We start from the raw sequence: 16,662 nt of genomic DNA on the forward strand, positions 1-16,662 counted from the left end.
TCAGCCCTTGCTGCCGTAGCGGGCCATGAGGCTCGCCTGGGCCGAGTGCAGTGCCTGCGGGCGGCCGCGCGCGCCGCCCGGGGTGGCCGCTGGCACGTAGCGGCCATCGGGCTGCAGCAACCAGGCGTCCCGGGTGTCATGCAGGTAGGCGAGCAGGCATTCGTCGATGATGCGATGCCGAAGCCCGCTGTCCGTCACCGGCCAGGCCAGTTCGATGCGGCGCAACATGTTGCGGTTCATCCAGTCGGCGCTGGAGAGCCACAGCTCTTCGGTTTCACCGGTCCGGAAATAGAACACCCGCGAATGTTCGAGCAGTCGACCAATCACCGAGCGGATGCGCACGTTGTCGGTGAAACCGGGCAGCTGTGCCGGCAGGATGCAGGCGCCACGCACGATGAGATCGACCTTCACGCCCTGCTGCGAGGCCAGCGCCAGCGCGCGCGCCATGGGCTCGTCCGTGAGCGCGTTCATCTTGAGGATGATGCGCGCGTCCCCACCGGCCTTGGCCGCGGCCCCGGCTGCCTCGACCTTGTCGAGCATGGCCCGGTGCAGGTGAAAGGGGGCGATCAATGCCTTGTTCAGCCTCGGCAGGCGGTTCTGGCTTGCCAGGTGCAGGAAGATCTGCTCCATGTCGGCCGTGAGCGCGTCGTCGGCCGTGAGGTAGCTCAGATCGGTGTAGAGGCGCGCCGTGCCGGGGTTGTAGTTGCCGGTGGACAGGTGCGCGTAGCGCCGCAGCCCGTGGGCCTCGCGCCGCGTCACCAGCAGCATCTTGGCGTGGGTCTTGAGCCCCACCACGCCGTACACCACCTGCGCACCCACCGACTCCAGCCGCTCGGCGTAGTTGATGTTGGCCTCTTCGTCGAATCGCGCCTTGAGCTCCACCACCGCCGTCACTTCCTTGCCCCGTCGCACAGCCTCGCGCAGCAGGTTCATCAGTTCGGACTTGGCGCCGGTGCGGTAGATGGTCTGCTTGATGGCCAGCACATCAGGGTCTTCCACGGCCTCGCGCAGGAAGGCCAGCACGGCGTCAAAGCTCTCGTAGGGCTGGTGAATCAGCACGTCACCCTGCTGCAGCCGCTCGAAATACGACTGACCGGGATGGAGCTGCGCCGGCCAGCCGGCGTTGTAGGTCTCGAAACGCAGGGCCGGTGCGTCGACCTTGTCGATGAGCTGGTTCAGCCGCACCAGGTTCACCGGACCCGGCACGCGGTAGAGAGCGCTTTCAGGCAACGCAAACTGTTCAAGCAGGAAGTTGGACAGGTAGACCGAGCATCCTGCGGAAACCTCCAGCCGCAGTGCCTGGCCATAGTGGCGCTGCTGCAAGCCCTTGCGCAGCGCCGTGCGCAGGTTCTTCACCTCTTCCTCATCCACCGCCAGGTCCGAGTGGCGCGTGACGCGGAACTGCGAGAACTCGGTGACCTGGCGACCCGGGAACAGGTCACCCAGGTGCGAACGGATCAGGCTGGAGATGGAGACGAAGTGCGTCTGTTTCGAACCCTTGACCGGTGGCATGCGGAAGAAACGCGGCAGGATGCGCGGAACTTTCACGATCGCGATCTCGTTCTCGCGCCCGAACGCGTCCTTGCCCGTCAGGCGCACGATGAAGTTGAGCGACTTGTTCGCCACCTGCGGGAACGGGTGGGCAGGGTCCAGCCCGACGGGCATCAGCAGGGGTTGCACCTCCCGGACAAAGAAGTCCTTGACCCAGCGCCGCTGTCGCGGGTTGCGTTCACCGTGCGAAATCAGCTTGACACCCTTTTTCTCCAGCAGCGGCAGGAGTTCGTCGTTGTAGATCGCGTACTGTTGCGCCACCAGCGCGTGGACCTGGTCCGACAGGCGCTCGTAGGTCTGCGCGGTATACGGCCCGCGCTGTTCGTTGGTCCGCATCGCGGTGAGGTGCGGGGCCACGCGCACCTCGAAGAACTCGTCGAGATTGCTGGACACAATGCTCAGGTAGCGCAGTCGTTCCAGCAGGGGCACGTCGGGTCGGCGCGCCCAGTCCATCACGCGTTCGTTGAAGGCCAGGATGCTGTGGTCGCGATCGAGAAAGGGGATCTTCTGATTGTGGTTGTTGCCGCTCATGGAAACCGCTGGATTCGTGGAGTCCGCCCGTTGCCCGCCGCTCCCGGTCATGGGTCTGTGGCGCACCATGTGACGATTATTCAACGGCGTGATGACGTTTGTGTGACAGTTTCGCACCACGCGGCTCTGACAGGCCCACCGTGGGCCGATGGCGACGCGGGCGGTTCAAGACACTCAGGTGGGACACGAACAGCGTGGCCGCCCTGCCCCATCCGAAATGCAGCGCCCGATCGCGCGCTTCATGGCGCTTGATCTTGAGCGCCTCGCTCCAGGCTTCACGCAGATCGTCCCGCATCGCTCCGCCACCGCTGTCGCCGATCACCTGCATGGGCCCCGCCACCGGATAGGCAGCCACCGGCACACCGCAGGCCATGGCCTCCAGCATCGCCAGACCGGACGTCTCGCCGCGACCGGGGAACACGAACACATCGGCCGCGGCATACAGGCGCGCGAGTTCGTGCCGCGGCAACACGCCCAGCCAGTGCACATAGGGATAGCGATGGCGCAGCGCCGACTGCATCGGCCCCACGCCGCACACGACCTTGCTGCCCGGCACATCCATACGCAGGAAAGCCTCCAGGTTCCTCTCGGGGGCGATGCGCCCCACGTACAGGCTGACCGGATGGGCCAGCGGACCCAGTGGCAGGCCAGCCCCCGGTGCATCGGCCAGCGTGAACAGGCGCGAATCCACACCGGGCGTCCAGGCAAGCAACTGCCGAAATCCGCGCACCCTGAGCATGTGGAAGTCCCGCTGGGTGGGCACCATCACGCCCCGGCTGGGCCGGTGGAACCAGCGCAACAGCGCATACCCCCAGGCAATCGGCAGGCGCATTGCCGCGTGCAGGGTCTCGGGCAGTCGCGTATGAAACGCCGTGGTGAAACTCAGCCTGTGGCGCAGGCAGTGGCGCCGCGCCGCCCAGCCCAGAGGGCCTTCGGTCGCGATGTGGATCGCATCGGGTGCGGCCACATCGATCAGCTCGCGCAGCCTGCTGCCCGGGAACAGCGCAAGGTCGATGCCGGCACGTCCTGGACACGGCCAGGTGCGGAACTGACCAGGCTGGATCACCACGACCTCGTGACCGTGCACCTGCAGCTGGCGCACCAGTTCCGTCAGCGTGGTGACCACCCCGCCGACCTGCGGATGCCAGACATCGGTCACGATCAGGATCTTCATGGCGGGCTGGACGTTCTCACCCGGCTGGCACGCGGGCCTCGTCGGCCTGTGGCACCGGCCCGGCTTCGCGCTCGTCAGGGCGCCACTGCACCAGCTCCAGCCTGCCGTCGAGGTGCTCGACCAGCGCGGTCAGGCTTTCCACCCAGTCGCCGTCGTTGCAATAGAGCGTGCCATCGATGTGGCGCATCTCAGCGCGGTGGATGTGTCCGCAGACCACCCCCTGGTAACCGCGGGCGCGGGCCTCGGCGGCCACGGCGCGCTCGAAGTCGGTCACGTAGTTCAGGGCGCTCTTGACCCTGTGCTTGAGGTACTGCGAAAGCGACCAGTACGGCAGGCCCAGGCGCGCGCGCAGCGAATTCAGGTGCCTGTTCAGGCGCAGCGTGAGTTCGTAGGCGTTGTCCCCCAGGTAGGCCAGCCACTTGGCGCACTGGATGACGCCATCGAAGTGGTCGCCATGCACGATCCACAGCTGCCTGCCGTCGACCGTGGTGTGCACCGCCTCGTTGGCGACTTCGATGCCACCGAAGTTGTGGCCGTCAAACTGACGCGCGAACTCGTCGTGGTTGCCCGGCACGAACACCACGCGACAGCCCTTGCGCGAGCGGCGCAGCAGCTTCTGCACCACGTCGTTGTGCGCCTGCGGCCAGTACCACTTGCGGCGCAGTTGCCAGCCGTCAATGATGTCGCCCACCAGGTACAGCGTGTGGCTCGGGTGGTGCTTGAGAAAGTCCAGCAGGGGTCGGGCCTGGCAGCCGGCCGTGCCCAGATGCAGATCGGAGATGAAAACGGTCCGGTATCGGGCCCGTTCGCCGCCATCGCCATGGGGCTCGTCATCGCGCGACGGCGCGGCGCCCCCATCGGCCAGGTCACCGCGGAACTGGCTGTGCCAGGCCGCCAGAGCCGCCCCCTGGAGGGTCGAGCGAAGCGCGGCGGGGGGTGCCATGTCAAGCCCCCAGGAAATGTTTGCGGTAGCGCGCCGGCAAATTCGAGATGCGCATGAGCATGGGCAAGTCTGCGGCGTTGAAATCGGGGTCCCAGGCCGGTGGGCCGAGCACCCTGGCGCCCAGCCGCAGATAGCCCCTGATCAGCGCAGGCGGTTCCACATCCAGCGTGTCGTCCAGTTGCTCGATGGGCAGCGGCAGGCGCGGTCGCACATGGCAGTCGATCGGGGCCAGGTGTTTGTCCTTCACCTGGCGCCAGATGCTGGCCGCGGCATGACCGCCACCCACCATGCCATGCGGGCCCTCATGCTGCATCGGGATGCTGGCGCAGCCAATCATGGTGTCGAGCTGGTTGCGCACCATGAATTCGGCCAGCGCACCCCACAGCGCCATGATCACGCCGCCGTGGCGATGCTCCCGGTGCACGCAGCTGCGCCCCAGTTCCACCATGCGATCGCGCACCTGGCGCAAGCGCGTCAGATCGAACTCGGTGTCGCTGTAGGTGCTGCCCACGCGTTTGGCCTGCGCGGGCGTGAGCACGCGGTAGGTGCCGATCACGCGCCGGCTGGCCGCGTCCCGAACCAGCAAGTGTTCACAGAAATCGTCGAACAGGTCGACGTCGTGGCCTGGCAGCGCCTGCGGCAGGCGTGCGCCCATTTCGGTAGCGAAGACATCGAATCTCAGCCTTTGCGCCTCACGTACTTCGTCCAGATGGCTCGCCCACGAAACGTCGATGCCGGTGGTGGCACCGGGTGCACTCGGCGACGGCGCCACCAGCGGCGCAGGCGTGAAAGGCGAGCGGGGATGAAGCGACCCCCGTGGCAGTGACACTGGCGAGAGATCCAGCGTGGGCGTGGGCAGTTCTTTCATGGCGGGCTCCTGCGACAGTGCACCCGACCGGGGCGCGAAGGGGATGGAAGCTGTGGTCATGAACAGGCAGTGTGCGAACCAGGCATGACCCTCACATGGCAGACATGTGAACTTTGGGTGACACCCGGCTGCCCGCGCGGCGGCCTGCCAGAATACGAAGCCGTGACGCCCAGCCCCGCTCCCCTTCGCGCGCAGTTGCACTGCCACCCTTCGACGCCAGCCGGTGTGACGCTGGCCGTGTCGGCGGAGGTGCGCGCTGGCGTCGATGCCCTGCACCTGCGCTACACGCTGCGTGGTGACACCACGGCGCTGCGCCTCCCGTCTCCCTCCGCACCAGTTGCCACCGATGGACTTTGGCAACACACCTGTTTCGAGGCCTTTGTGGCGGCCGCCGACGAAGCCGCCTACCAGGAGTTCAATTTCTCATCCTCCAGCGCCTGGGCGGCGTACCGCTTTTGCGCCGAACGGGCACGCGATACCGTGGCCGAAAGCAGGCACCCCGTGCGGCTGTCCGCACCGCTGGCCGCCATCACACCCGAAGCGCTCACGCTCACTGCGCGCGTGCCTGCTGGTGCACTGCCGCACAGCCCGGCTGTACTGTCCATCGGCCTGTGCGCCGTGATCGAGGAGCGCGACGGACGCCTGAGCTATTGGTCACTGCACCACCCGGGCCAACGCCCGGACTTTCACCACGCAGACGGCCGCACCCTGCGGCTGGCCGCCCCCCTGAACTGACCCAACCCCATGCAATTCGGCATCGAACGTTTCCTGCAAGACCCGGCCCTGCGCGCGCCCCTGGGCGGCCGCCGTGTCGCCCTGCTCGCCCACCCCGCGTCGGTCACACGCGACCTGACCCATTCGCTGGACGCGCTGGCCGCCCTGCCCGATGTCCGGCTCAGCGCTGCTTTCGGCCCGCAGCATGGCCTGCGCGGCGACAAGCAGGACAACATGGTCGAGTCCCCCGACTTCCACGACCCGCGCCTGGGCATTCCCGTGTTCAGCCTGTACGGCACGGTGCGCCGCCCGACCGACGCCATGATGGGCAGCTTCGACGTGCTGCTGGTCGACCTGCAAGACCTGGGCTGCCGCATCTATACGTTCATCACCACGCTGCGCTATGTGCTGGAAGCTGCCGCACGGCATGGCAAGGCGGTCTGGGTGCTGGACCGCCCGAACCCGGCGGGCCGGCCGATCGAGGGACTCACGCTGCGCGAGGGCTGGGAGAGCTTCGTGGGGGCGGGTCCCATGCCCATGCGCCACGGCATGACGATGGGCGAACTCGGGCACTGGTTCATTGCCACGCTCGGTTTGCAACTGGAGTACCGCGTGATCGCCATGACCGGCTGGCAGCCCGACGCTGCTCCAGGCTTTGGCTGGCCCGAGGGCCGCACCTGGGTCAACCCGAGCCCGAACGCCGCCAACCTCTCGATGGCGCGCGCTTACGCCGGGACCGTGATGCTTGAAGGCACCACGCTCAGCGAAGGCCGCGGCACGACGCGGCCGCTGGAGCTCTTTGGTGCACCGGGTATCGACGCACGTCGCCTGATCGACGACATGCGCGGCCTCGCACCGCAATGGCTGCGGGGCTGCGTGCTGCGCGAATGCTTCTTCGAGCCCACCTTCCACAAGCACGTGGGGCAGTTGTGCGCCGGCGTGCAAATCCATGTGGAAGACCCGAGCCACTACGACCATGTGGCCTTCAAGCCGTGGCGCCTGCAGGCCCTGGCGTTTCGCGCCCTGCGCCTGCAGTCGCCCGAATACCCGTTGTGGCGCGACTTTGCCTACGAATACGAGCACGACCGCCTGGCGATCGATCTCATCAACGGCGGACCCCTGCTGCGCGAGTGGGTGGACGATGTCACCGCCGCGCCAGAGGTTCTGGAGGCTGCGGCGGCCACCGACGAGGCCGCCTGGGCGGAGGCGCGCAGGCCCCACCTGCTCTACTGAAGCTTCAGAGCCACTTCTGGAGGAAGACCGCCGCGCCCATGGCCGGATCGAGCTGGTAGCCAGCAAAACCGATGCGCTCGTAGAGCCGGATCGCGCTGTGGTTGCCCGAGAGCACTTCCAGCGTCAGCTTCACCGCGCCACGCTCAAGCGCGATTCGCTCCGCCTCGCGCAACATCTGCTTGGCAATGCCGCGTCCACGGTGGCTGGCAAGCACGGCCACGTCGTGCACGTTCACCAGCGGCTTGCAGGCGAAGGTGGAGAAACCTTCGATGCAGTTGACCAGGCCCACTGGCTGCTCCCCGTCGAACGCGAGCACGCTGTAGGCTTGCGGCCGCGCGGCCAGTTCGTCCACCAGATTCGCCTTGGCGAAGGCCGACAGTCTCTTGCCACCCCCTGCAGGGTCGCTGGCGTAGGCGTCCAGCAGCATCACAAGTGCGCTCGCGTGGCCAGGGTTCGCGTAGTCGGCTTGCAGCGTGACAATCGCGCCGCGTTCGGCCCCGCGGATCATGCGGGCACCTGCGCCTGCACCGCCGCCACCAGCCGCTGCGCACAAGCCTGTGCCTGCCCGGGGTCGCGCGCCTCCACCATCACACGCAGCAGCGGCTCGGTGCCGCTGGCGCGGATGAGAACACGGCCACCGTCCCCCAGTTCCGCCTCGACCGCGCGCGTTTCCTCAGCGAGGAGGGCGTTGGTTTTCCAGTCCTGGCCGGGCAACAGGCGCACATTGATCAGCGTCTGCGGGAACAGCGTGATGCCGGCCAGCAAACCCGCCATGCTCTTGCCGCTGTCCACACAGGCCTGCAGCACCTGCAAGGCCGAGACAAGTCCGTCGCCGGTGGTGTGCCGGTCCAGCACCAGCAGGTGGCCCGAGCCCTCGCCGCCGAGGATCCAGCCGTGGCGTTCAAGCTCTTCGAGCACGTAGCGGTCGCCCACCCTGGCGCGAACGAACTTCACGCCACGCCCCTTCAGCGCCACCTCCACCGCCATGTTGGTCATCAGCGTGCCGACCACGCCAGGAACGTCCTCATCGCGGGCCAGACGGTCAGCCACAAGCAGATAGAGCAACTCGTCGCCGTTGTAGAGCCGCCCGTGCGCATCGGCCATCTGGACGCGGTCGGCATCACCGTCCAGCGCGATGCCGTAGTCGGCGCCATGGGCCTTGACGGCGTCCAGCAGGGCCTGCGGATGGGTGGCGCCCACGCCCTGGTTGATGTTCAGGCCATCGGGCGAACAGCCGATCCGGACCACTTCGGCGCCCAGCTCGTGGAACACGGCGGGCGCAATCTGGTAGGCCGCGCCGTTTGCGCCATCGACCACGATCTTCAAGCCCTTGAGGCTGAGGTTGTTCGAACAGGTGCTCTTGCAGAACTCGATGTACCGCCCTGCCGCATCATCCAGCCGGCGCGACTTGCCCAGGTGCGCGGACTCCACCCAGGAGGGCGGCTCTTCGAGCGCAGCCTCCACGGCCTGCTCCCAGTCGTCGGGCAGCTTCGCACCCTGAGCGCTGAAGAACTTGATGCCGTTGTCGGCAAACGGGTTGTGGCTGGCCGAGATGACCACGCCCAGGCTGGCGCGCTGGGCGCGCGTGAGGTAGGCCACCGCCGGCGTGGGCACGGGCCCGAGCAGCACGACGTCCACACCTGCCGAGTTGAAGCCGGATTCAAGCGCCGATTCCAGCATGTAGCCGGAGATGCGCGTGTCCTTACCGATCAGCACCGTCGGGTGCGCCTCGGTGCGGCGCAGCACGCGCCCCACGGCGTGCGCCAGGCGCAATACGAAATCGGGGGTGATCGGAGCCTGGCCCACGGTGCCACGAATGCCGTCGGTGCCAAAGTAGTTGCGGGCCATGTGTCCTGTTCCTCTTTATCTTGTTGTGGCGGGGTGTTCGCGCAGCCAGACATTATCGCGGCCTGCCCCCACCTTCAGGCGCCTTGCACGGCCTGCCAGACCTTGAGCGCGTCCACCGTCTCGCGCACGTCGTGCACCCGCACCACCCGTGCACCGCGCTCCACCGCCAGCACGGCGGCGGCCACGCTGGCCGCGACCCGCTCGGACGGCACCTCGCGTCCGGTGAGCGCCCCCAGCGAGGATTTGCGCGACCATCCCGCCAGCACACCGAAACCGCTTGCCACCAGTTCCCTCTGGCGGGTCAGCAGGCTGAAGTTCTGAGCCACCGTCTTGCCGAACCCGATGCCCGGGTCGAGCACGATGCGCTCGCGCGCCACCCCTCGTCCTGTGAGGGCCTGAGCACGCTCGCCCAGGAAGGCTTTGACTTCCGGCAGCACATCGCCTTCCATCGGGGCAAGCTGCATGGTCTGCGGATCGCGGTGCATGTGCATCAGGCACACGCCGCAGCGTGGGTGCCCGGCCACCACCTCCAGCGCGTTGCCGCGCCGCAGGGCCCAGATGTCGTTGACGATGTCTGCACCCGCGTCCAGCGCCGCCTGCATCACCTCCGCCTTGCAGGTGTCGATCGAGACCGGCACGCCCAGCTGTGTCGCACCGTGCAGCACCGGCATCACGCGCTCGAGCTCCTCCGCGAGTGGCACGGCCGGGCTGCCCGGCCGGGTGGATTCGCCACCGATATCCAGGATATGGGCACCCGCGTCGATCAATTGCTCGCAATGCCGCAGCGCGGCCGCCACGCTGGCATGCTGACCGCCATCAGAGAACGAATCGGGTGTGACGTTGACGATGCCCATCACGCGGGGACTGGACAGGTCGATGTCGAAACGGGAAGTCAGCCAGCGCATGGTGTGCCGCAGAGAATGAAACGACAACGGGGCCGAAGCCCCGTGTGTGATTGATCGCGTTGCGCCGGTCGATCAGGCAGCCGTCGGGGACGGGTCGGTCGACACCTCGGGGGTGCCGCCACCACCGCCGCCGCCACCCACCGAGGGGTTGCGCGGCGTCCAGTCCTTGGGCGGACGCGGTGGCTTGCCGGCCATGATGTCGTCGATCTGGTCCGAATCGATGGTTTCCCATTCGAGCAGGGCCGTGGCCATGGCATGCATCTTGTCGCTGTTCTGCTCGATCAGGTCGCGGGCCAGCTTGTACTGCGCATCGATGATGCGGCGCACCTCGGCGTCCACCTTCTGCATGGTGGACTCGCTCATGTTGGTGGTCTTGGTCACGGAACGGCCCAGGAACACCTCGCCCTCGTTTTCGGCATAGACCATCGGGCCCAGCGCATCGGTCATGCCGTAGCGCATCACCATGTCGCGCGCGAGGGTGGTGGCGCGTTCGAAGTCGTTGGAAGCACCGGTGGTCATCTGGTTCATGAACACTTCTTCGGCAATGCGGCCACCGAACAGCATGCTGATCTGATTCAGCATGTAGTCCTTGTCATAGCTGTAACGGTCCTGCGCCGGCAGGCTCATGGTGACACCCAGCGCGCGGCCGCGCGGAATGATGGTGACCTTGTGCACCGGGTCGCACTTGGGCAGCAGCTTGCCAATGAGCGCGTGGCCGGACTCGTGGTACGCCGTGTTGCGGCGCTCTTCCTCAGGCATGACCATGCTCTTGCGCTCGGGGCCCATGAAGATCTTGTCCTTCGCCTTCTCGAAGTCCTGCATCTCGACCACACGCGCATTGCGGCGCGCGGCCATCAGCGCGGCCTCGTTGCACAGGTTGGCCAGGTCGGCGCCGCTCATGCCGGGCGTGCCGCGCGCGATCACGCTGGCATTCACGTCCGTGCCCAGCGGCACCTTGCGCATGTGCACGTTCAGGATCTGCTCGCGGCCACGGATGTCGGGCAGCGTCACGTAGACCTGGCGGTCAAAACGGCCCGGGCGGAGCAAGGCGGCGTCCAGAATGTCGGGGCGGTTGGTGGCCGCGACCACGATCACGCCCAGGTTGGTCTCGAAACCGTCCATCTCGACCAGCATCTGGTTCAGGGTCTGCTCGCGTTCGTCGTTGCCGCCACCCAGGCCGGCGCCACGCTGGCGGCCCACGGCGTCGATTTCGTCGATGAAGATGATGCAGGGTGCGTTCTTCTTGGCGTTCTCGAACATGTCGCGAACGCGCGCCGCGCCGACGCCAACGAACATTTCCACGAAGTCAGAGCCCGAAATGCTGAAGAACGGCACCTTGGCTTCACCCGCGATGCCCTTGGCCAGCAGCGTCTTGCCCGTGCCGGGAGGACCGACCAGCAGCAAACCGCGCGGAATGCGCCCGCCAAGCTTCTGGAACTTTGCGGGGTCTTTCAGGAAGTCGACCACTTCCTTGACTTCTTCCTTGGCTTCGTCGCAGCCAGCGACATCGGCGAAGGTCACGGTGTTGTTGTTTTCGTCCAGCATCCGGGCCTTGCTCTTGCCGAAGCTGAACGCCCCGCCCTTGCCGCCACCCTGCATCTGCCGCATGAAGTAGATCCAGACACCGATCAGCAGCAGCATCGGGCCCCAGCTCACAAGCAGCGTCATCAACAGCGAACTCTCCTCGCGAGGGCGCACATCGAACTTGACGTTGTTGTTGATCAGGTCGCCCACCAAGCCACGGTCCAGGTAGGTGGCCGTGGTGCGCACACGGGTGTTGTCCTGGGTGATGGCAACGATTTCGGTGCCACCCTGGCCCTCCTGGATGGTGGCGCTCTTGATGCGCTGGGCCTTCACTTCGTCAAGAAACTCGGAGTAGCCGATGTAGCCCGCGCCCGCGGCGGTCCGCGTATCGAACTGCTTGAAGACGGTGAAAAGCACCATGGCGATGACCATCCACACGGCGATTTTCGAGAACCACTGGTTGTTCAAGTGCAGCTCCTGGAGACGATAGTGACTGACAGACTCATATGTTCCCCATTCTAGGACTTTCAAGCCCTGGAACTCCCGCGCATGACAGGGCCATTTCAATGACGGGGTTAGGTATTTTTGCTGCGCTCGGGTTTCAGGCCTTCTTTTTCAGACCCAGGCCGACCAGAAAGGTTTCCGACGACTTGTCGCGCGACGCCTTGGGTTTGACTGGTTTGACCACACGAAAGGTCTTGCGGAAAAGCGCCACCATCGGGTCATAGGCACCGCCGTGGAACAGCTTGACCACCAGGGCTCCCTCCGGTGTGAGGTGATGAACGGCAAAGTCCACCGCCAACTCGACCAGGTCGGTGATGCGCGCGGCGTCGGTCATGCCGATGCCCGACAAGTTGGGCGCCATGTCGGAGACCACCAGGTCCACCTGCTGCGCACCGCGGTCAACCAGGGCCTGCTCCAGCAAGGCGAGCACCGCCGGCTCGCGGAAGTCGCCCTGGATGAAGTGCACGCCCTCCACGGCCTCCATCGGCAACAGGTCCAGCGCGACGATGGTGCCCTGGAGTTCTCCCACGGCCGCACCCTGAGGGCTGAGGCGGCGGCGCAGGTACTGGCTCCAGGCGCCCGGAGTGGATCCGAGGTCCACCACGCACTGTCCGGGCCGCACCAGACCGAGCAGTTCATCGATTTCCTTGAGCTTGTAGGCCGCGCGTGCACGGTACCCGTCCTTCTGCGCCAGGCGCACGTACGGATCGTTGACGTGCTGGTTGAGCCAGGCCTTGTTGACCTTCTTGCTCTGGGTTTTGACTTTCATGCCCATGAGGGACGCCCGGGGTCTGTGTAAACGATAATTGTCCCATGCCCCTGATCACACTCACCCCTGCCCAGCGCAAAGTCCACCGGGCCGAGGCCCACCATCTCGACCCTGTCGTCCACGTCGGCGGGGACGGTTTGAGTGCCGCCGTCAAGAAGGAGACCGATGCCGCACTGAAGGCGCACGGGCTCATCAAGATCCGGGTGCTCAATGACGACCGGGCCGCCCGTGAGGCCATGCTGCAGACGCTGGCCGACGAACTCGGCGCGGCGCCGATCCAGCACATCGGCAAGCTGCTGGTGCTCTGGCGCCCGATGCCCGAGAAGGCAAAACCCGTCGACGAGGACCGCAAGCCCGGGCCGCGCGACGTGAAGGTGCTCAAGTTCAGCAAGCGCGGTGGCCAGCGACCCGAAGTCAAGATGGTGCGCGTGCTGGGCAACCAGCGGCTCACCCCCGGAGGCCAGGTCAAGCGCGCCAAAGTCCTGAAGAAGAGTGTCAAGAAGAGCGCCCAGTACCAGTAGGCACGGTCGACGGCGTATTAGCCCCCCTTGCGGCCTGCCTTGAAACCTCACCACTGCGCCCTATCTGAGAACGCATGAACGACCGCACCGCTCCGTCAGTCCGAAACCCCTTGCTCGAATTCGGCGGGCTGCCGCTGTTTGACGCCATCACCCCGGCATCCGTGGTCCCGGCTATTGACGAGCTTTTGCAGGCCGCGAGTGCGGCGCTGGAAGAGGTCACCGCGCCCGATTTCCCGAACGAGTGGTCGCGAATCTCCCTTGCACTGGACGTACCCACGGAGCGCCTGTCACGCGCCTGGGGTGCCGTGAGCCACCTCAACAGCGTGGCCGACACGCCCGAACTGCGCGCGGCCTACAACGAGGCTTTGCCCAAGGTCACCGAGTTCTGGACCCGACTCGGTGCCGATGAGCGGCTCTACGACAAATACAAGGCCATGGATCCGGACACGCTCAACGCGGAGCAGGCCCAGGCCCACCGCAATGCCATGCGGGGCTTTGTGCTCGGTGGCGCCGCCCTGCAAGGGGAGGCCAAGGTCCGCTTTGCCTGGCTGCAGGAACGACAGGCAGAGTTGGGGCAGAAATTCAGCGAAAACGCGCTGGATGCCACGGATGCGTTTTCGCTCTACGCCACCACCGATGAAATGGCCGGCGTGCCCGACGACGTGCTGCAAGCCACGGCCGCCGCAGCGCAGGCGCAGGGCAAGACCGGGCACAAGCTCACCCTGAAGATGCCGTGCTACCTCCCTGTGATGCAGTTCGCCCACAGCAGCACGCTGCGAGAAAAGCTTTACCGAGCGTATGTCACACGCGCCAGTGACCAGGCCGGCGGCGATGCACTGAAGTTCGACAACACCGCCATCATGAGTGAGCTGCTCGCCCTGCGTCACGAAGAAGCTCGACTGCTCGGCCACCGCCACTACGCCGACGTCTCGCTGGTGCCCAAGATGGCCGAGTCGCCCGAGCAAGTCATCGCCTTCCTGCGCGATCTGGCGGCCAGGGCGCGGCCGCACGCCGAGAAAGACCTGGCCGACCTGCGCGCATTCGCAGCCGGCGAACTCGGTCTGAGCGAGCCGCAAGCCTGGGACTGGCCCTACATCGGTGAGAAGCTCAAGGAGGCGCGGTATGCCTTCAGCGAGCAGGAAGTCAAACCCTATTTCACGGCGCCGAAGGTGCTGGCCGGCCTGTTTCAGATCGTCGAAACCCTGTTCGAGGTCGCCATCCGCCGGGACCAAGCGCCTGTCTGGCACCCGAGCGTCGAGTTTTACCGCATCGAACGCAGTGCCCCCCGAGGCCCGCAACTCGTGGGCCAGTTCTACCTCGATCCGGCCGCGCGCACGGGCAAGCGGGGAGGCGCCTGGATGGACGATGTGCGCGCACGCTGGTTGCGTCCGGACACGGGTGCGCTGCAAACCCCGGTGGCACATCTGGTGTGCAACTTCGCCGAAGGCGTCAGCGGAAAACCGGCCTTGCTCACCCACGACGACGTGATCACCCTTTTCCACGAATTCGGCCACGGCCTGCACCACATGCTCACGCAGGTGAACGAGCGCGACGTCTCGGGCATCAGTGGCGTCGAGTGGGATGCGGTGGAGTTGCCCAGCCAGTTCATGGAGAACTTCTGCTGGGAATGGGATGTGCTGAGGCACATGACGGCCCACGTCGACACTGGCGAACCCCTGCCGCGCGCGCTGTTCGACAAGATGCTGGCGGCCAGGAATTACCAGAGTGGCCTGCAGACGCTGCGCCAGGTGGAGTTCTCGCTGTTCGACATGTTGCTGCACAGCCAGCCCGAGCCCATCACAAGCGGTGCCGCCATCCTCGCCTTGCAGCAGCAGGTGCGCGATGAGGTCGCGGTGCTCCATCCCCCGGCCTACAGCCGTACGCCGCACACGTTCAGTCACATATTTGCGGGTGGCTACTCCGCCGGCTACTACAGCTACAAATGGGCCGAGGTGCTGTCGGCCGATGCCTATGCCGCGTTCGAGGAAGCCGCGCAGCAAAATGGCCACAGCACACTGGACGTGGCCACGGGCCGCCGGTATCGTCAGGCGATCCTGGAAGCTGGCGGCAGCCGGCCGGCCATGGAGTCATTCAAGGCCTTCCGCGGCCGTGAGCCGAGCATCGACGCCCTGCTGCGCCACCAGGGCATGACTTGATTTGTCCCGTGGCCTGCCGATAGGAGCCGTCATGAGCGCCCTCTCCCACCCCGCAACCCGCTTTCTGACCCTGGCGGCACTGGCCAGCCTGCTCGCCATGCCCGCGCTGGCACAAAGTGTTTACCGCATCGTGGGCCCGGATGGTCGCGTCACCTTTTCAGATCAGCCACCGCCCGCTGCCGCCGCGTCTCGCCCGATCGGCAGCGCAACAGCAGGTTCAGGCACGACCAGCACCAATGCACAGTTGCCCTTCGAACTGCAGCAAGTCAGCAACCGCTACCCGGTGACGCTCTATTCCAGCCGCGATTGCGCACCTTGCAACAGCGGGCGCAACCTGCTCAACGCACGCGGCATTCCCTACAACGAAAGAACCATTGACACGTTCCAGGACAGCGAAGCACTCAAGCGCCTCAGCGGTGAGACTTCCCTGCCCTTCCTGACCATCGGCGGCCAGCAGATCAAGGGTTACTCCGACACGGAATGGTCGCAGTTCCTGGATGCCGCAGGTTACCCGAAGCAGTCGACGTTGCCCGCGAACTACCGCCGCCCTGCCGCCACACCGCTGGTGACAGTGAGGGCCGAACCCGCGCCAGGCGCGCCGACTGCGAGTCCTTCGAGTGCCTCTGCCCCAGTCGAAGTGCCGGTGGCACCGCCCACGCAGAACCCGGCCGGCATCCGCTTCTGATCCTGGGGGTCGTCCGCCCGCACAGGCGCGGCTTGCGCTTCAGAAGGCCAGAGTCTTTACACCGTCGGGCGTACCCAGCAGGCAGACGCTTGCCCTCTGGTGCGCGAACACGCCCACCGTCACCACCCCGGGCCACTGGTTCACCTGACTCTCGAATGCCAGCGGGTCGGTGATCTGCAGGCCCGTCACGTCCAGAATGTGTTGTCCGTTGTCGGTCAGCAGCGGCGCGCCGTCTTTCTGGCGCACCTGCGCCAGACCGCCCAGTTGCGCAAACTGGCGCGTGATCCGGGCCGCGGCCATGGGAATCACCTCCACCGGCAAGGGGAACGCGCCCAGCACCTTGACCAGCTTGGACTCGTCTGCAATGCAGACAAATTGACGTGACTGAGCGGCCACGATCTTCTCACGCGTGAGCGCCGCGCCTCCGCCCTTGACCATGTGCCCCCGGGCATCGATTTCGTCCGCTCCGTCGATGTACACGGACAACTCGCCAACGGCATTGGCCTCGAAGACCGGGATGCCCAGCGCCTTCAGGCGTGCCGTCGAGGCTTCTGAGCTCGATACGGCCCCAGGAATGTGTTCCTTGATGCTCGCCAGCGCCTCAATGAACTTGTTGACGGTCGAGCCAGTGCCGACACCAACGATGTCACCTGGTGTCACGTACTTCAGGGCTGCCTGGCCCACCAGGGCTTTGAGTTCGTCTTGGGTCATTTGAGACAATCGGTAAAACAACAAG

The 16,662-nt window shown here is 66.0% G+C and carries 15 protein-coding genes; 5 read left to right on the plus strand and 10 right to left on the minus strand.

The genetic code is table 11. The features are described from left to right. The 4 genes from ppk1 to AB7P10_RS13525 all read right to left on the minus strand — a co-directional run bounded on the left by ppk1 (nucleotide 1) and on the right by AB7P10_RS13525 (nucleotide 5,067). The gene (ppk1, locus tag AB7P10_RS13510) at nucleotides 1-2,082 is read right to left on the minus strand and encodes a polyphosphate kinase 1 (protein WP_428294375.1); all 2,082 of its coding nucleotides are present in this window, start codon (nucleotides 2,080-2,082) and stop codon (nucleotides 1-3) included. Between the two features lie 76 nt (nucleotides 2,083-2,158). Next, on the minus strand, nucleotides 2,159-3,256 hold the full coding sequence (locus AB7P10_RS13515; protein ID WP_428294376.1) for a glycosyltransferase family 4 protein: 1,098 nt from the start codon (nucleotides 3,254-3,256) through the stop codon (nucleotides 2,159-2,161). A 16-nt stretch (nucleotides 3,257-3,272) separates the two neighbouring features. Then, nucleotides 3,273-4,199 (minus strand): UDP-2,3-diacylglucosamine diphosphatase, encoded by a 927-nt coding sequence (locus AB7P10_RS13520; protein ID WP_428294377.1) that lies wholly within the window; start codon nucleotides 4,197-4,199, stop codon nucleotides 3,273-3,275. Between the two features lies 1 nt (nucleotide 4,200). Continuing rightward, nucleotides 4,201-5,067 carry a GNAT family N-acetyltransferase gene (locus AB7P10_RS13525; RefSeq protein WP_428294378.1) on the minus strand — a complete coding sequence of 289 codons (867 nt, stop codon included), beginning with the start codon at nucleotides 5,065-5,067 and terminating at the stop codon, nucleotides 4,201-4,203. Between the two features lie 162 nt (nucleotides 5,068-5,229). Between AB7P10_RS13525 and AB7P10_RS13530 the strand changes: the two genes are divergently transcribed. After that, on the plus strand, nucleotides 5,230-5,802 hold the full coding sequence (locus tag AB7P10_RS13530) for a DOMON-like domain-containing protein (protein ID WP_428294379.1): 573 nt from the start codon (nucleotides 5,230-5,232) through the stop codon (nucleotides 5,800-5,802). A gap of 9 nt (nucleotides 5,803-5,811) precedes the next feature. Beyond that, nucleotides 5,812-7,014, plus strand: a complete 1,203-nt coding sequence (locus AB7P10_RS13535) for an exo-beta-N-acetylmuramidase NamZ family protein (RefSeq protein ID WP_428294380.1) — start codon at nucleotides 5,812-5,814, stop codon at nucleotides 7,012-7,014. 4 nt (nucleotides 7,015-7,018) lie between these two features. On the opposite strand, the gene AB7P10_RS13540 is transcribed toward AB7P10_RS13535, so the two are convergent. The 5 genes from AB7P10_RS13540 to AB7P10_RS13560 all read right to left on the minus strand — a co-directional run bounded on the left by AB7P10_RS13540 (nucleotide 7,019) and on the right by AB7P10_RS13560 (nucleotide 12,564). Next, the gene (locus AB7P10_RS13540; RefSeq protein ID WP_428294381.1) at nucleotides 7,019-7,522 is read right to left on the minus strand and encodes a GNAT family N-acetyltransferase; all 504 of its coding nucleotides are present in this window, start codon (nucleotides 7,520-7,522) and stop codon (nucleotides 7,019-7,021) included. Next, nucleotides 7,519-8,862, minus strand: a complete 1,344-nt coding sequence (gene glmM / locus AB7P10_RS13545) for a phosphoglucosamine mutase (protein WP_428294382.1) — start codon at nucleotides 8,860-8,862, stop codon at nucleotides 7,519-7,521. Before glmM ends, AB7P10_RS13540 begins: the two co-directional genes overlap by 4 nt. A 74-nt stretch (nucleotides 8,863-8,936) precedes the next feature. Beyond that, complete coding sequence (gene folP / locus AB7P10_RS13550; protein ID WP_428294383.1) at nucleotides 8,937-9,767, minus strand: dihydropteroate synthase; 831 nt, start codon at nucleotides 9,765-9,767, stop codon at nucleotides 8,937-8,939. A gap of 72 nt (nucleotides 9,768-9,839) precedes the next feature. Beyond that, nucleotides 9,840-11,759: an ATP-dependent zinc metalloprotease FtsH gene (ftsH, locus tag AB7P10_RS13555; RefSeq protein ID WP_428294384.1), complete on the minus strand. Its 1,920-nt coding sequence runs from the start codon at nucleotides 11,757-11,759 to the stop codon at nucleotides 9,840-9,842. Between the two features lie 133 nt (nucleotides 11,760-11,892). Continuing rightward, on the minus strand, nucleotides 11,893-12,564 hold the full coding sequence (locus tag AB7P10_RS13560; protein ID WP_428294385.1) for an RlmE family RNA methyltransferase: 672 nt from the start codon (nucleotides 12,562-12,564) through the stop codon (nucleotides 11,893-11,895). A gap of 44 nt (nucleotides 12,565-12,608) precedes the next feature. On the opposite strand from AB7P10_RS13560, the gene AB7P10_RS13565 reads away from it, so the two are divergent. From AB7P10_RS13565 to AB7P10_RS13575, 3 genes are all read left to right on the plus strand, one after another. Continuing rightward, the gene (locus AB7P10_RS13565) at nucleotides 12,609-13,085 is read left to right on the plus strand and encodes a YhbY family RNA-binding protein (protein ID WP_428294386.1); all 477 of its coding nucleotides are present in this window, start codon (nucleotides 12,609-12,611) and stop codon (nucleotides 13,083-13,085) included. A 74-nt stretch (nucleotides 13,086-13,159) separates the two neighbouring features. After that, complete coding sequence (locus tag AB7P10_RS13570) at nucleotides 13,160-15,241, plus strand: M3 family metallopeptidase (RefSeq protein ID WP_428294387.1); 2,082 nt, start codon at nucleotides 13,160-13,162, stop codon at nucleotides 15,239-15,241. A gap of 31 nt (nucleotides 15,242-15,272) precedes the next feature. Next, nucleotides 15,273-15,926, plus strand: a complete 654-nt coding sequence (locus AB7P10_RS13575) for a glutaredoxin family protein (protein ID WP_428294388.1) — start codon at nucleotides 15,273-15,275, stop codon at nucleotides 15,924-15,926. Between the two features lie 39 nt (nucleotides 15,927-15,965). Here the strand turns inward: AB7P10_RS13575 and rpiA are convergent, their stop codons facing one another. Further along, entirely contained in the window at nucleotides 15,966-16,637 is a 672-nt protein-coding gene (gene rpiA / locus AB7P10_RS13580; RefSeq protein WP_428294389.1) for a ribose-5-phosphate isomerase RpiA, read from the minus strand. Nucleotides 16,638-16,662: the final 25 nt, after the last annotated feature.

It is taken from the genome of Hydrogenophaga sp., assembly GCF_050182545.1.
Lineage (GTDB): Bacteria > Pseudomonadota > Gammaproteobacteria > Burkholderiales > Burkholderiaceae_C > Hydrogenophaga.

Bases quoted from the DNA above. Each gene is read 5' to 3' on its own strand.
- ppk1 (WP_428294375.1), bottom strand. From the start codon at position 2,082: ATGAGCGGCAACAACCACAATCAGAAGATCCCCTTTCTCGATCGCGAC.
- AB7P10_RS13515 (WP_428294376.1), bottom strand. From the start codon at position 3,256: ATGAAGATCCTGATCGTGACCGATGTCTGGCATCCGCAGGTCGGCGGG.
- AB7P10_RS13520 (WP_428294377.1), bottom strand. From the start codon at position 4,199: ATGGCACCCCCCGCCGCGCTTCGCTCGACCCTCCAGGGGGCGGCTCTG.
- AB7P10_RS13525 (WP_428294378.1), bottom strand. From the start codon at position 5,067: ATGAAAGAACTGCCCACGCCCACGCTGGATCTCTCGCCAGTGTCACTG.
- AB7P10_RS13535 (WP_428294380.1), top strand. From the start codon at position 5,812: ATGCAATTCGGCATCGAACGTTTCCTGCAAGACCCGGCCCTGCGCGCG.
- AB7P10_RS13540 (WP_428294381.1), bottom strand. From the start codon at position 7,522: ATGATCCGCGGGGCCGAACGCGGCGCGATTGTCACGCTGCAAGCCGAC.
- glmM (WP_428294382.1), bottom strand. From the start codon at position 8,862: ATGGCCCGCAACTACTTTGGCACCGACGGCATTCGTGGCACCGTGGGC.
- folP (WP_428294383.1), bottom strand. From the start codon at position 9,767: ATGCGCTGGCTGACTTCCCGTTTCGACATCGACCTGTCCAGTCCCCGC.
- AB7P10_RS13560 (WP_428294385.1), bottom strand. From the start codon at position 12,564: ATGAAAGTCAAAACCCAGAGCAAGAAGGTCAACAAGGCCTGGCTCAAC.
- AB7P10_RS13565 (WP_428294386.1), top strand. From the start codon at position 12,609: ATGCCCCTGATCACACTCACCCCTGCCCAGCGCAAAGTCCACCGGGCC.
- AB7P10_RS13570 (WP_428294387.1), top strand. From the start codon at position 13,160: ATGAACGACCGCACCGCTCCGTCAGTCCGAAACCCCTTGCTCGAATTC.
- AB7P10_RS13575 (WP_428294388.1), top strand. From the start codon at position 15,273: ATGAGCGCCCTCTCCCACCCCGCAACCCGCTTTCTGACCCTGGCGGCA.
- rpiA (WP_428294389.1), bottom strand. From the start codon at position 16,637: ATGACCCAAGACGAACTCAAAGCCCTGGTGGGCCAGGCAGCCCTGAAG.